Annotated in this window: 10 protein-coding genes and 1 pseudogene; 10 read left to right on the forward strand and 1 reads right to left on the reverse strand. The window is 71.2% G+C overall.

Annotated features, from left to right (window positions below; all coding sequences use genetic code 11):
* From ACILSK_RS18410 to ACILSK_RS18455, 10 genes and pseudogenes are all read left to right on the forward strand, one after another.
* Positions 1 to 426: pseudogene (locus ACILSK_RS18410) on the forward strand (acyl CoA:acetate/3-ketoacid CoA transferase); the annotation flags it as partial.
* Between the two features lie 5 nt (positions 427 to 431).
* Positions 432 to 899, forward strand: coding sequence for a MaoC family dehydratase (locus ACILSK_RS18415; protein ID WP_395728638.1), 468 nt, complete (start codon positions 432 to 434; stop codon positions 897 to 899).
* A 17-nt stretch (positions 900 to 916) separates the two neighbouring features.
* Positions 917 to 1,753 carry a poly(3-hydroxyalkanoate) depolymerase gene (gene phaZ, locus ACILSK_RS18420; RefSeq protein ID WP_395728639.1) on the forward strand — a complete coding sequence of 279 codons (837 nt, stop codon included), beginning with the start codon at positions 917 to 919 and terminating at the stop codon, positions 1,751 to 1,753.
* 153 nt (positions 1,754 to 1,906) lie between these two features.
* Positions 1,907 to 3,127 (forward strand): acetyl-CoA C-acetyltransferase, encoded by a 1,221-nt coding sequence (locus ACILSK_RS18425; protein ID WP_395728640.1) that lies wholly within the window; start codon positions 1,907 to 1,909, stop codon positions 3,125 to 3,127.
* Positions 3,128 to 3,170: 43 nt separating this feature from the next.
* Positions 3,171 to 4,364 (forward strand): acyl-CoA dehydrogenase family protein, encoded by a 1,194-nt coding sequence (locus ACILSK_RS18430; protein ID WP_395728641.1) that lies wholly within the window; start codon positions 3,171 to 3,173, stop codon positions 4,362 to 4,364.
* A 63-nt stretch (positions 4,365 to 4,427) separates the two neighbouring features.
* The gene (locus tag ACILSK_RS18435; RefSeq protein WP_395728642.1) at positions 4,428 to 5,918 is read left to right on the forward strand and encodes a long-chain fatty acid--CoA ligase; all 1,491 of its coding nucleotides are present in this window, start codon (positions 4,428 to 4,430) and stop codon (positions 5,916 to 5,918) included.
* A complete protein-coding gene (locus ACILSK_RS18440) occupies positions 5,915 to 7,639 on the forward strand; it encodes a PHA/PHB synthase family protein (protein ID WP_395728643.1) in 1,725 nt (574 codons plus the stop codon). The genes ACILSK_RS18435 and ACILSK_RS18440 overlap by 4 nt, the downstream gene beginning before the upstream one ends.
* A 63-nt stretch (positions 7,640 to 7,702) precedes the next feature.
* Entirely contained in the window at positions 7,703 to 9,184 is a 1,482-nt protein-coding gene (locus ACILSK_RS18445) for an aldehyde dehydrogenase family protein (protein ID WP_395728699.1), read from the forward strand.
* The gene (locus tag ACILSK_RS18450) at positions 9,184 to 9,834 is read left to right on the forward strand and encodes a histidine phosphatase family protein (protein ID WP_395728644.1); all 651 of its coding nucleotides are present in this window, start codon (positions 9,184 to 9,186) and stop codon (positions 9,832 to 9,834) included. The genes ACILSK_RS18445 and ACILSK_RS18450 overlap by 1 nt, the downstream gene beginning before the upstream one ends.
* A gap of 48 nt (positions 9,835 to 9,882) precedes the next feature.
* A complete protein-coding gene (locus tag ACILSK_RS18455; RefSeq protein WP_395728645.1) occupies positions 9,883 to 11,742 on the forward strand; it encodes a GMC family oxidoreductase in 1,860 nt (619 codons plus the stop codon).
* Positions 11,743 to 11,811: 69 nt separating this feature from the next.
* Here the strand turns inward: ACILSK_RS18455 and ACILSK_RS18460 are convergent, their stop codons facing one another.
* Positions 11,812 to 13,017: an acyl-CoA dehydrogenase family protein gene (locus tag ACILSK_RS18460; protein WP_395728646.1), complete on the reverse strand. Its 1,206-nt coding sequence runs from the start codon at positions 13,015 to 13,017 to the stop codon at positions 11,812 to 11,814.
* Position 13,018 lies beyond the last annotated feature (1 nt).

Below are 13,018 nucleotides of genomic sequence, written 5' to 3' on the forward strand. Positions count from 1 at the left end.
CAGGACGACCTGTTGACCGTCCCGTTGGAGGCCCGGTTCGCCTACGACCCGGAGCGCAACATGTTCTTCCTGAACATGGAGGGGATGTCCCTGCGGACCCCGGCCGACGTCGAGGCGATCGGCACGGAGGTGGACAAGCGACTGTCGGCGATCGGCAAGAAGGTCCGGATCGCCGTGAACTACGACAACTTCCACCTGGCCCCGGACATGGCCGACGCCTACATCGCGGTCGTGCGCGGGCTGGCCGACCGCTACTACGAGAGCGTGACCCGCTACACCACCAGTTCGTTCATGCGGCTCAAACTCGGCGGCCAGTTGACCGAGCGGGGGCTGTCGCCACACATCTACGAGAGCCGGCAGGAGGCCGTCGGCTGGCTCACCGCCACCGGCGCCGGGTTCGACCCCTACCTCATCGACGGGAGCTGACGACGATGCCCACCGGCACGCACACCGACATTGCCACCCCGAAGGATCTGCTGGACCTGCCCGGCACTGTGCTGGGCACCAGCAGCTGGGTGGACATCACGCAAGACCAGGTCGACACGTTCGCCGTCGCGACCGGAGATCACCAATGGATCCACGTCGACCCGCAGCGGGCCAAGGGCGGGCCGTTCGGCGGCACGATCGCCCATGGGTACCTGACGCTGTCGCTGGCGCCGATGTTCCTGGCCGAGGTCGTCCGGGTTCAGCACTGCTCCGAGGTGCTGAACTACGGCGTGAACAAGGTCCGGTTCCCGGCACCCGTGCCGGTCGGCAGTCGGGTGCGCAGCGTGATCACGCTGACCGCGGCCACCGAACGACCCGGCGGTGGGGTGGAAGCGACTTTCGGCCTGCGGTACGAGATCGAGGGCGCGGGGCGACCGCCCTGCATCGCCGAAACCGTCTATCTCTACCGGTGACTCGAACCAAGGAATTGATGATGACCACCAGCGATGTCGGCCGGTCCGAACGCGCGTCGATGCTGACGATCGGACGCCGGCCGCTGGCCGTCCGGGTGCGACCCGGCGCAGGCACCGGCCCGCCGCTGGTGCTGATGAACGGCATCGGGGCGACCATGGACGTGCTGGATCCGTTCGTCGACGCCCTCGACCCGGCCATCGAGGTGGTGCGCTTCGACGCGCCCGGCGTCGGCGCGTCGCCGGCCCCGACCGTGCCCCAGCGGTACTGCTCCATCGCCCGCCTGCTCGGGGCGGCGCTGGACCGACTGGACTACGGTCGGGTGGACGTCCTCGGCATCTCGTGGGGCGGCGGGCTCGCGCAGCAGTTCGCGTTCCAGAACCCCCGGCGCTGCCGGCGTCTGGTGCTGGCCGCGACCGCGACGGGTTCGCTGATGGTCCCCGGGTCGCCGACGGTGCTGGCGAAGATGGTCACCCCCCGGCGGCACACCGACCCCGACTACGCCCGGCGCATCGCCGGATCGCTGTACGGCGGAAGCCTGCGGGCGGACACCGGCCCGGTGCCGCTGAACAAGTCGGTGGACGCCATTGGTCGGCGGTCGAGCCGGCGCGGCTACGCGTACCAGCTGCTGTCGGCGGCCGGCTGGACGAGCCTGCCGTTCCTGCCGTTGATCCGGCAGCGCACCCTGATCCTGGCCGGCGCCGACGACCCGATCGTCCCGCTGGTCAACGCCAAGATCATGGCCCGGCTGCTGCCCGACGTGCGCCTCGAGGTCAATCCGGACGGTCATCTGGGACTGATCGTCCGCGCCGAGCAACTCGGGGACTCCGTCGCTCGCTTCCTCGGCCAACCGTAGCCGGCGCGCCCGGCCGAACCGATTGTGGTCCGGCCACAACCGGCCTGGCCTGCTTCGTGCTTGGAAGCTAATGACGGGCGGTCCCGGTCGACCCAGAATTGTTGCACGCCGACTTCTGAATCTGCGAACCACCACTTCTCAAGGAGGGCAACGATGCCGCAAGCCGTGATCGTGGCGACCGCCCGCTCACCCATCGGGCGGGCATACAAGGGGTCTTTGAAGGATCTGCGCGCCGACGACCTGACCGCGACGATGGTGCGGGCGGCGTTGGACAAGGTGCCGGAGCTCGACCCGGCCGACCTCGACGACCTGATCCTGGGCTGCGGCATGCCCGGTGGGGAACAGGGGCACAACATGGCCCGGGTGGTAGCCGTGCAACTCGGCTACGACCACCTGCCCGGGGTCACACTGACCCGGTACTGCTCATCCTCGCTGCAGACCAGCCGGATGGCCATGCACGCGATCCGCGCCGGGGAGGGCGACGCGTTCATCTCGGCCGGGGTCGAGATGATCAGCCGGTTCGGCAAAGGCAGCAGCGATTCGCTGCCGGACACCCTCAACCCCCGCTTCGCGGCGGCGCGGGACCGGACCGCGGCCCGATCGGCGGCCGGCGTCCCGGTCTGGCACGACCCGCGCGCCGACGGTGACCTGCCCGACGTCTACCTGTCGATGGGCCAGACGGCCGAGAATCTGGCCCAGATCGAGGATGTCAGTCGACTGGAGATGGACGAGTTCGCCCTGCGGTCCCAGCAGCGGTACGAAAAGGCGGCGGCCGACGGGTTCTGGGCGCGCGACATCACCCCCGTGACGCTGCCGGACGGCACTGTGGTGGATCACGACGACAGCCCCCGGGCGGGCACCACGGCGCAGGCGCTGGCCGCCCTGAAACCGGTGTTCCGGCCGGACGGCCGGGTGACCGCGGGGAACGCCTGCCCGCTCAACGACGGGGCCGCGGCGGTGATCATCACCTCGGACGTCAAGGCCCGGGAGCTGGGCCTGACCCCGTTGGCGCGGATCGTGGCCACCGGAGTGTCCGGCCTGTCGCCGGAGATCATGGGCCTCGGCCCGGTCGAGGCGACCAACCGGGCGCTGCGGAACGCCGGGATGAGCATCGGCGACGTCGATCTGGCCGAGATCAACGAGGCCTTTGCCGCTCAGGTCATCCCCTCCCAACGGCATCTGGGCATTGATGAGGAACGGCTCAACGTCCATGGCGGCGCCATCGCGCTCGGTCATCCGTACGGGATGACCGGCGCCCGGATCACCACCACGCTGATCAACGCCCTGCAGGCCCACGACAGGCAGATCGGCCTGGAAACGATGTGCGTCGGCGGCGGCATGGGCATGGCCATGATCCTCGAACGACTCAGCTGATCCAGGACCTGCCGACGCACTCTCCGGACAAGGAGCGAGATCGATGACGACCCAGTACCTGCCACCGGATGTCAGCACCGCGCTGGACACCGACTACTACGCGGTGTTCACCGACGTGCCCGAGGCCGACCGGGTGTTCTGGAAGCGGGCGCGGAGCTTCGCCGACGAGACCCTGGACGAGGTGAACGAGGCCTGGGACAAGGCCGACTACCCGGTGCACCTGGTCCGCCGGCTGGGTGAGCTGGATCTGCTCACCGACGGGGTCGTCGGGCCGGGGCTCACGCCGATGTCGCCGCTGGCGGCCGGGCTGGTCAACATGGAGATCTCCCGCGGCGACGGCTCCATGGGCACCGTCGTCGCCGTCCAGGGCGGCCTGGCCCTGCGGTCCATCGCCCTGTTCGGCAGCGACAAGCAGAAGCAGCAGTGGCTGGCCCCGCTCGCCCGGGGGGAGAAGCTGGGCGCGTTCGCCCTGACCGAGCCGGCGCACGGGTCGGATTCGGTGGCCCTGGAGACGACCGCGGTGCGCGACGGCGGGCACTGGGTGCTCAACGGTGAGAAGAAGTGGATCGGCAACGGCTCGGTCGGCGACGTCACGGTCGTCTGGGCGCGCACCGAGGAGGGCACGGTCCGCGGGTTCCTGGTCGAGCAGACCACGCTCGGCTACCGGGGCGAGACCATCCGGGGGAAGGCGTCGCTGCGGGCGATCCACCAGGCGCACATCACCCTGACCGACGTCCGGGTGCCCCTGGACGCCGTGTTGCCCGGCTCGACCAGCTTCAAATCCGCCGGCACCGTGCTGCTGGCCACCCGGCTCGGCGTCGCCTGGGCCGCCCTCGGCCACGCCACCGCGGTATTCGACGCGGCCCTGACCTACGCGAAGCACCGGGAGCAGTTCGGCCGGACCTTGGCCTCGTTCCAACTGGTCCAGGAGCGGCTGACCCGGATGCTGGCCACCCTGACCACCATGCAGCTGACCTGCCGGCACCTGGCCGCCCTCGACCAGGCCGGCACGCTGACGCCGACCCAGGCCGCGCTGGCCAAGTACACCAACACCCGGGGCGCCCGCGACCTCGCCGCCACCGCCCGCGACCTGCTCGGCGGGAACGGCATCCTGCTGGCGAACCACGTCATCCGGCACATGGCCGACATCGAGTCCCTGCACACCTACGAGGGCACCGAGAGTATCCAGGCGCTGCTCATCGGCCGCGACCTGACCGGCATCAGCGCGTTCGGCTGATCATGTCGACAACTGCCCGACCATCCGACGACCACTGACCCCGACTCCGGAACGAGCCCTTCGATGACGAATCTCGCCACCAATCTCGGTGCCGCCGCGGACCGCTTCGGCGATCGCGTCGCCCTGCGCCAGGACACGGACCAGCTCACCTACTCCGACCTGGCCGATCGGACGGCGCGGGTCGCCGGATGGTTGGCCGGGCAGGGAATGCGGCCCGGCGACCGGGTCGGCATCATGCTGCCCAACGTGATCGCCTTCCCGGTGCTCTACTACGGGGTGTTGCGGGCCGGCGGCACCGTCGTGCCGATGAATCCGCTGCTCAAGGCGCGGGAGATCGGCCACTACCTGTCCGATTCGGGCGCCCGACTGATCCTCGGCGCGGAGTCTGCGGCCGGCGAAATCCGGGCCGCCGCCGAAAAAGTCGACGCGCGCGCACATCTGGTCGACGAATCGCTGATCGCCGAACTGGCGGCCGCGCCGCCGCGAACCGAGTGGGTGGAGCGGTCCGGCGCGGACACTGCCGTCATCCTCTACACGTCGGGGACGACCGGCGCGCCCAAGGGCGCCGAGCTGACCCACGCGAACCTGCGGGCCAACGCCGACGTGGTGGCCGACTACCTGCTCGGGCTGACTCCGCAGGACGTGGTGATGGGCTGCCTGCCGCTGTTCCATTCCTTCGGCCAGACCTGCAGTTTGAACGCGGCGTTGCGCAGCGGGGCGTCGTTGACGCTGCTCCCGCGGTTCGATCCCGCGCTCGCGCTCAGCATCATCGAGCGGGATCGGGTCACCGTCTTCGAGGGCGTGCCGACGATGTACGTCGCCATGCTGAACGCCGGCGGGTCCACCGCCGATACCTCGACCCTCCGGCACTGCATCTCCGGCGGCGCCGCCCTGCCGGTCGAGGTGCTGCGCGGGTTCGAGAAGGAGTTCGGCGCGGACATCCTGGAGGGGTACGGGCTGTCCGAGACCTCACCCGTCGCATCGTTCAACGTCGCCGGCCGGGCCCGCCCCGGGTCCATCGGGGTGCCGGTCGACGGGGTGCAGATGCGGGTCGTCGACGAGCACGGGCAGGACGTGCGCGCCGGTGAGGTCGGCGAGATCGCCATCCGGGGGCACAACGTCATGAAGGGCTACTGGGAGCGGCCGGAGGCGACCGCCGCGGCGATCCGCGACGGATGGTTCTTCACCGGGGACATGGCCCGTCAGGATGACGACGGCTACTTCTACATCGTCGACCGCAAGAAGGACCTGATCATCCGGGGTGGCTTCAACGTGTACCCGCGGGAGGTGGAGGAGGTGCTGTACGAGCACCCGCAGGTGCTCGAGGCGGCGGTGATCGGCATCCCGCACCCCACCCACGGCGAGGAGGTCGCGGCGATGATCGTGCTCAAGCCGGGCGGCGAGGTGACGGCCGACGACATCAAGGCCTACGTCCGGGAGCGGGTGGCTGCGTACAAGTATCCGCGCCAGGTGTGGCTGGCCGATGCCCTGCCCAAGGGGCCGACCGGCAAGATCCTCAAGCGGGCCATCGTCGCTCCGGAGCCGACGGGATGACCGGCCCAGCGGCCGGTTCCGCCCGATCGGAGCCCCCGGCGTCCGACGCCGTCGGGGCCGACGTCGCAGCACCCCTGGACGAACTGCTCACCCAGGCGGCGCTCGGGCCGGTGCGGCGCATGCTGCCCGGCGGGGCAGGCCTGCGGTTCCTCGCCGCCGCCGGTCGCCGGCCCCGGCAGGTGGGTGGTCGGCTGGCCACGCTGACCGCCGAGCTGGCCCGGATCGCCGCCGGACGGTCGGATCTCGCGCCGGACGCGCGCGACCGCCGCTTCGCCGACCCGGCCTGGACCGGCAACCCGCTGCTGCACCGCCTGGTGCAGGCGTACCTGTCGGCCGGGCGCGCGGTCGACGGCATCGTGCAGGACGTCCCGCTGGGTTGGTCGGACGGCGAACGGATCCGGTTCGCCGCCGAGAACCTGATCGACGCGCTCGCGCCCAGCAACAACCCGCTCGTCAGCCCGCTGGCCTGGAAGGCCGTGCTCGACACCGGCGGCGCCAACCTGATCAACGGCCCCCGGCAGCTGGTCTCGGACCTGGTGTCCGCCCCGCGGGTGCCGTCGATGGTGGATCGCAGCGCCTTCACCGTCGGCGGCAACGTCGCGACCAGCCCCGGGTCGGTCGTGCTGCGCACCCCCGTCCTGGAGGTGCTCCAGTACCGGCCGCGGACCGAGACCGTCCGGTCGGTGCCGGTGCTGGTGGTCCCGCCGACCATCAACAAGTACTACGTGCTGGATCTGGCGCCCGGCCGCAGCCTGGTCGAGTACCTGGTCGGGCAGGGCCAGCAGGTCTTCATGATCTCCTGGCGCAATCCGCGGGCCGAGCACCGCGCCTGGGGCTTCGACGAGTACGCCACGGCCATCACCCAGGCCCTCGACGCGGTGCAGGAGATCACCGGCGCCGATCAGGTCCACGCGCTCGCCGCCTGCTCCGGCGGCCTGCTCACCGCCCTGACGGCCGCGCACCAGGCCACCGCCGGAAAGCCGGGCCGGCTGGCCGGGCTGACCCTGCTGGTTACCATGATCGACCAGCGGCAGGCCGGCACGGTCACCGCGCTGCTGGACGCGCGGGCCGCCGAACGGGCGATCGACAAGTCCCGGCGCGCCGGCTACCTCGACGGGCGCAGCCTGGCCGAGGTCTTCGCCTGGCTCCGACCCAACGACCTGATCTGGAACTACTGGGTCGCCAACTACCTGCAAGGGCGGCCGCCGCCCGCGTTCGACATCCTTTACTGGAACGCCGATACCACCCGGATGACGGCGGCGCTGCACCGGGACTTCATCGACGTCGCCCTGCACAACAAGCTGGTGCGGCCCCACGAGGTGACCGTGCTGGGCACCCCGATCGATCTGCGCGCCATCTCCGTCGACGCCTATGTGGTCGCCGGGTCGGCCGACCACATCTGCCCCTGGGTGAACTGCTACCGCAGCAGCCAGGTGCTTGGCGGCAAGGTGCGGTTCGTGCTGTCCACCAACGGCCACATCGCCGCGCTGGTCAACCCGCCCGGCAACCGCAAGTCCAGTTACCAGGCGTCCGACGACAACACCCGGGACGCCGAGGAATGGCGCCGGGAGACGCCGACCAGCCAGGGCACCTGGTGGTCCGACTACGCCGAGTGGCTCGGCGCCCGGTCCGGCGAACCCCGGCCGGCCCCATCCGATCTCGGCAGCGCCCAGCACCGGCCGATCGAGGCCGCACCCGGGCGCTACGTCCACGAGAAGTAAACGACGCAGGAGGCACGTGTGAGCACAGCAGTGAGTACCAGCACCACCGTCACCCACCATCCGATGTATGTCGACGGCGCCTGGCTCGACGCCCCGAGCAGGCACGAGATCCACGATCCGGCCACCGGTCGGGTGGTCGCCACGGTGGCGCTCGGTGCGGTGCCGGACGCGGACCGGGCCGTCGAGGCGGCACTCCGCGCCCACCGCGACGGCAGGTGGCGTGGCCTGTCGCCGGCGGCGCGGGCGGACGTGCTCGACCGGATGTACGACTACCTGGACGAGCGCCGCGCGGAACTGGCGCACCTGGTCGCCGATGAGAACGGTGCCTGCGTGCGGCAGGCCGAGGCGTTCCACGTCGGCGTCGCGCTGGCCAGCCTGAAGTTCTCCGCCGACCAGGCCCGGACCTATGCGTTCGAACGGGATCTGGGCGAATCGTCGGTTCCGCTGCCGGCCCACGGCGTCCTGCGGCGGCAGCCGATCGGCGTCGTCGGCGCGATCCTGCCGTTCAACTTCCCCATGGTGCTGGGGATGTGGAAGATCGGCCCCGCCCTGGCCGCCGGCAACACGATGGTCGTCAAACCGGACGAGAACACCCCGCTCACCCTGCTGGCGATCGCGCGCGCGGCGCAGGCCGCCGGGCTGCCGCCGGGCGTGCTGAACATCATCACCGGCCCGGGGGAAACCGTGGGCGCCCGGCTGGCCGAGCACCCCGACGTCCGCAAGATCGCCTTCACCGGGTCGACCGAGGTCGGCCGCCTGATCATGCGGGGCGCCGCCGCGAACATCAAACGGGTCACCCTCGAACTCGGCGGCAAGGGCCCCAGCGTCATCCTCGACGACGCCGACCTCGACATCGCCGTCCCCGGTTCGCTGTTCGCGTTCCTGATGTACAACGGTCAGGTCTGCGAGTCCGGCACCCGGATCCTGGTGCCCCGGGCGCGGCACGACGAGATCGTCGCCCGCATGGTGGACAAGGCCGGCACGCTGCGGGTGGGGGACCCCCACGACCCGGCCACCGATTTCGGGCCCGTCTTCTGCGCGGAGGCCGTCGAGCGGGTCACCAAGTACGTCGAGGCGGCGGTGGCCGACGGGGCGACCATCGCGTTCCAGGGCGACCTGCCCACCGGCGAGAAGTTCCGGGACGGTCACTGGGCCCGGCCGACGATCCTCACCGGCGTCACCAACGACATGCCGATCGCCCGCGAGGAGATCTTCGGCCCGGTGGGCGTCGTCATTCCCTACGACACCGTGGACGAGGCCGTCGCGATCGCCAACGACACCGAGTACGGCCTGGCCGCGGGAGTGTGGGGCGCCGACGAGGTGCGGGCGATGGACGTCGCCCGCCGGATCGAGGCCGGCACCGTGTGGGTGAACGACTGGCATCAGTTCCCGCTCAGCGGGCCGTTCGGTGGGATGAAGCAGAGCGGGCTGGGCCGGGAGTTGGGAGCGCACGCGATCGACGAGTACACCGAGGAGCAGTACATCCACCGCGCGGCCAATCAGGACCCGCAGCGGCGCATCTACGGGCTGCTGTTCGGGCACTGATGGGCGTGTTGCTGCTGGTGCGGCACGGCCAGGCGTCCTTCGGATCGACCGACTACGACCGGTTGTCGCCGCTGGGCCGACGGCAGGCGGACCTGCTGGCCCGGCGGCTGGCCGCCGGCCCGGACCGCATTCGCGGTCTGGTCTCCGGACGGCTGGATCGGCAGCGCGGCACGGCCGTAGCGATCGGCGCGGCGGCCGGCGTCCCGACCACGGTCGACGGCCGGTGGGACGAGTACGACCACGTCGGGATCACCGGGGGTCGATCCGCCGACCTGGTGTTCGATCCGGGCGGGACGCCGGACGCCCGCGATCGGGCGTCGGCGACGCTCGACGAGGCCCTGCGCCGTTGGATCGGCGGTGAACCCGCCGGCCCGGAGACCCATCCGCAGTTCGTCCAGCGGTGCTCGGCGGCACTGCGTTCGGTGACCGCGTCCCCAGGAATCACCGTCGTATCGACCTCCGGCGGCGTGATCGCGGTCGTCGCCGCGATGCTCCTGGGCCTGCCGATCGACCGGTGGCCGTCGCTGGCCCGGGTGACCGTCAACTGCGGCTTCACTAAGGTGATCGCCGGACGGCGAGGGCTCTCGGTGGTGTCCTTCAACGACCACGCGCACCTGGAACACGACCGGGCGCTGATCACGTATCGCTAGCGAGCCGGTGCCCCGCACGGGGTGGCCGGTGATGGACGGGAGATCGGCATGGACGCAACCGACGAGGACGTCGACTTCGTGATCGTCGGGTCGGGTGCCGGCGGTGGCCCGCTGGCCGCCCGGTTGGCCTTGGACGGCTTTCGCGTCCTGGTCCTGGAGGCCGGTGACGACCATGCCTGCCCCTACTACTCCGTGCCGATCATGCAGGCGTACGCGAGCGAGGATCCGGCCATGCGGTGGGACTTCTTCGTCCGGCACTGGGGGGCGGACGAGATCCAGTCGCGTGACCCGAAGTTCGTCCCGGAGCGGGACGGAGTGCTCTACCCCCGGGGCAGCACGGTCGGCGGCAGCACCGCGGTCAGCGCCATGGTCACGATGTATCCGCCGGCCGGTGACTGGCGACGGCTGGCCGAGTTGACCGGCGACCCCTCCTGGGGGCCGGAGGCCATGCGCGGCCTGGTTCGCCGGCTCGAGGCGTGGCGCGGCGCCGACGCGCAGCCGTTGCCCGGCCTGGACGAGGCGGACCGGGAACAGTTGGCCGGCCACGGCCGGTCCGGCTGGTTGGGCACGACCCGCGCCGCGCCCTCGCTGGCCGGTCGGGAGCCGCGCTTCCTCGACATCATCGGCGCGATCGAGCAGACCGCCCGCACGATGTTCGATATTCCCCAGGAGGTCTCGCTGCCGCGGGACATCAACGCGCAGGACACCCCGGATGACTTCCAGGGCATGACGTTCGTGCCGGTCGCGGTCCGCGACGGGCGCCGCAACGGCAGCCGGGAACGCCTGCAGGAGGTGGCCCGGCAGCACCCCGATCGGCTGACCATCCGCACCGGGTGCCTGGTCACCCGGGTGGTGCTGGAGGGCACGACCGCGGTCGGGGTGGAGTACCTGGTCGGCCGCCGCGCCTACCGGGCGGCGCCGGCCGGGTCGGCGTGTGCGGCGGGTGCGGCGACCGGACCGGCGGACCCGGGCGGCGCGGCTCGGACGGCGCGGGCCCGGCGCGAGGTCATCCTGGCCGGCGGCACCTTCAACACCCCGCAGCTGCTGATGCTCTCCGGTCTCGGACCGGCGTCCGAACTGGCCGGGCTGGGCATCGAGCCGGTTCGCGATCTACCCGGCGTGGGTGCGAATCTGCATGACCGGTACGAGGTCTCGGTGGTCGGCGAACTCGCCGAGGACTACCCGATCTTCGCCGGCGCGGCGTTGGACGTCCCGGCGGACGGGGAGCCGGCCGACGACCTGTACACCCAATGGCGGGACGACGCCGACGGTCCCTACACCACCAACGGATCGCTGGCCGCGATCGTGGCCCGGTCCGGCGTGGCCGGCCCGGAGTCCGACCTGGTGGTCTTCGCGCTGCCCATCGACTTCCGCGGCTACTACCCGGGTTACGCGAAAGACGCGGTACGAGAACACGACCGGCTGTCCATCGTGGTACTCAAGGCGCACACGACCAACCGGGCGGGCACGGTGCGGCTGCGGACCACGGACCCGCGGGACGTCCCGGCGATCGACTTCCGGTACTTCGAGGAGGGTTCCGGGGACGCCGCGGCCGATCTGCGTGGCGTCGTCGACGGCATCGGGATCGCCCGGTCGATTCTGAGCCGGGTTCCCGGAGTCCGGCGTGAGTTGGTGCCGGGCGACGAGGTCACCGACAAGGACGCACTCGCCAGCTTCGTCCGCGAGCAGTCGTGGGGGCATCATGCCTGTGGCACTGCCCGGATCGGCCGCGCCGACGACCCGCTGGCCGTCGTCGACGGCGACTTCCGGGTGCACGGGATCGACCGGCTGCGGGTGGTCGACGCCTCGGTGTTCCCGGACATCCCGGGGCTGTTCATTGCCTCGGCCGTGTACCTGATCAGCGAGAAGGCCGCCGACGTGATCGCGGCGGCGCACCCGAAGGGCTGAGCGGGGAGGACCGGGCCCAGCAGATCGGATCGTGACGGCCGGGCCGGGTGTTCCGGCCGTCACCATCGGTCAGCCGACGAACGGGCGTACGCGGCGCAGTTCCTGCCGGGCGATCGAGCGCCGGTGGACGGCGTCGGGCCCGTCGACGATCCGCAGTACCCGGGCCCACGCGTAGAAGTAGGCCAGCGGGAAGTCGTCGCTGACGCCGGCGCCGCCGTACACCTCGATGGCCCGGTCGATCACCGCGGTGGCCACGGCGGGGGCGGCGACCTTGATCGCCGCGATCTCGGTGGCCGCCCCCTTGGCGCCGTGGTTGTCGATCAGCCAGGCGGTCTTGAGCACCAGCAGCCTGGCCTGGTCGATCTCAATGCGGGACCGGGCGATCAGGTCCTGGACGACGCCCTGGTCGGCCAGCGGCCCGCCGAACGCCTCCCGCTTCTGGGCCCGGTCGACCATCAGGGCCAGGGCCCGTTCGGCCATCCCGATGGCCCGCATGGCGTGGTGGATCCGGCCGGGACCCAGCCGGGCCTGCGCGATCATGAACCCGTCGCCCTCACCGGCGAGCAGGTTCGTCGCCGGCACCCGGACGTCATCGAAGACGATCTCGCAGTGGCCGTGCTGGTCCTGGTAGCCGAAGATCGGCAGGGAGCGGACGACGGTGATCCCCGGGGTGGTCGCCGGGACCAGCACCATCGACTGCTGCCGGTGCGGCTCGGCGTCCGGATCGGTCTTGCCCATGACGATGTAGATGGCGCAGCCCTCGTCGGAGACCCCGGTGATCCACCACTTGCGACCGTTGATCACGTAGTCGTCGCCGTCCCGGACGATGGAGGTGGCGATGTTACGGGCGTCGGAGCTGGCGACCGCGGGTTCGGTCATCGCGAAGGCCGACCGGATGTCGCCGGCCAGCAGCGGTTCAAGCCACCGCTCCCGCTGCTCCGGGGTCCCGAACAGGTGCAGGGTCTCCATGTTGCCGGTGTCGGGGGCCGCGCAGTTGATCGCCTCGGGCGCGAGCACCGGTGACCAGCCGGTGATCTCGGCCAGCGTGGCGTACTCGGTATTGGTCAGGCCGGACACGTCGGGCAGGAACAGGTTCCACAGGCCGCGGCGCCGGGCCTGCGCCTTCAGCACGTCCAGGATCGGCGGCCGGTCGTGGTCGCCGTGCGCGGCCCGCCACTGGGCGTACTCCGGCTCGGCCGGGAAGACGTGCTCGCGCATGAAGTCCCACAGCCGGGCCGAGAGGTCCTCGACCTGCGGGCTCAATCCGAAGTCCATG

Origin of the sequence: Nakamurella sp., assembly GCF_044224575.1 — a bacterium.
GTDB lineage: Bacteria > Actinomycetota > Actinomycetes > Mycobacteriales > Nakamurellaceae > Nakamurella.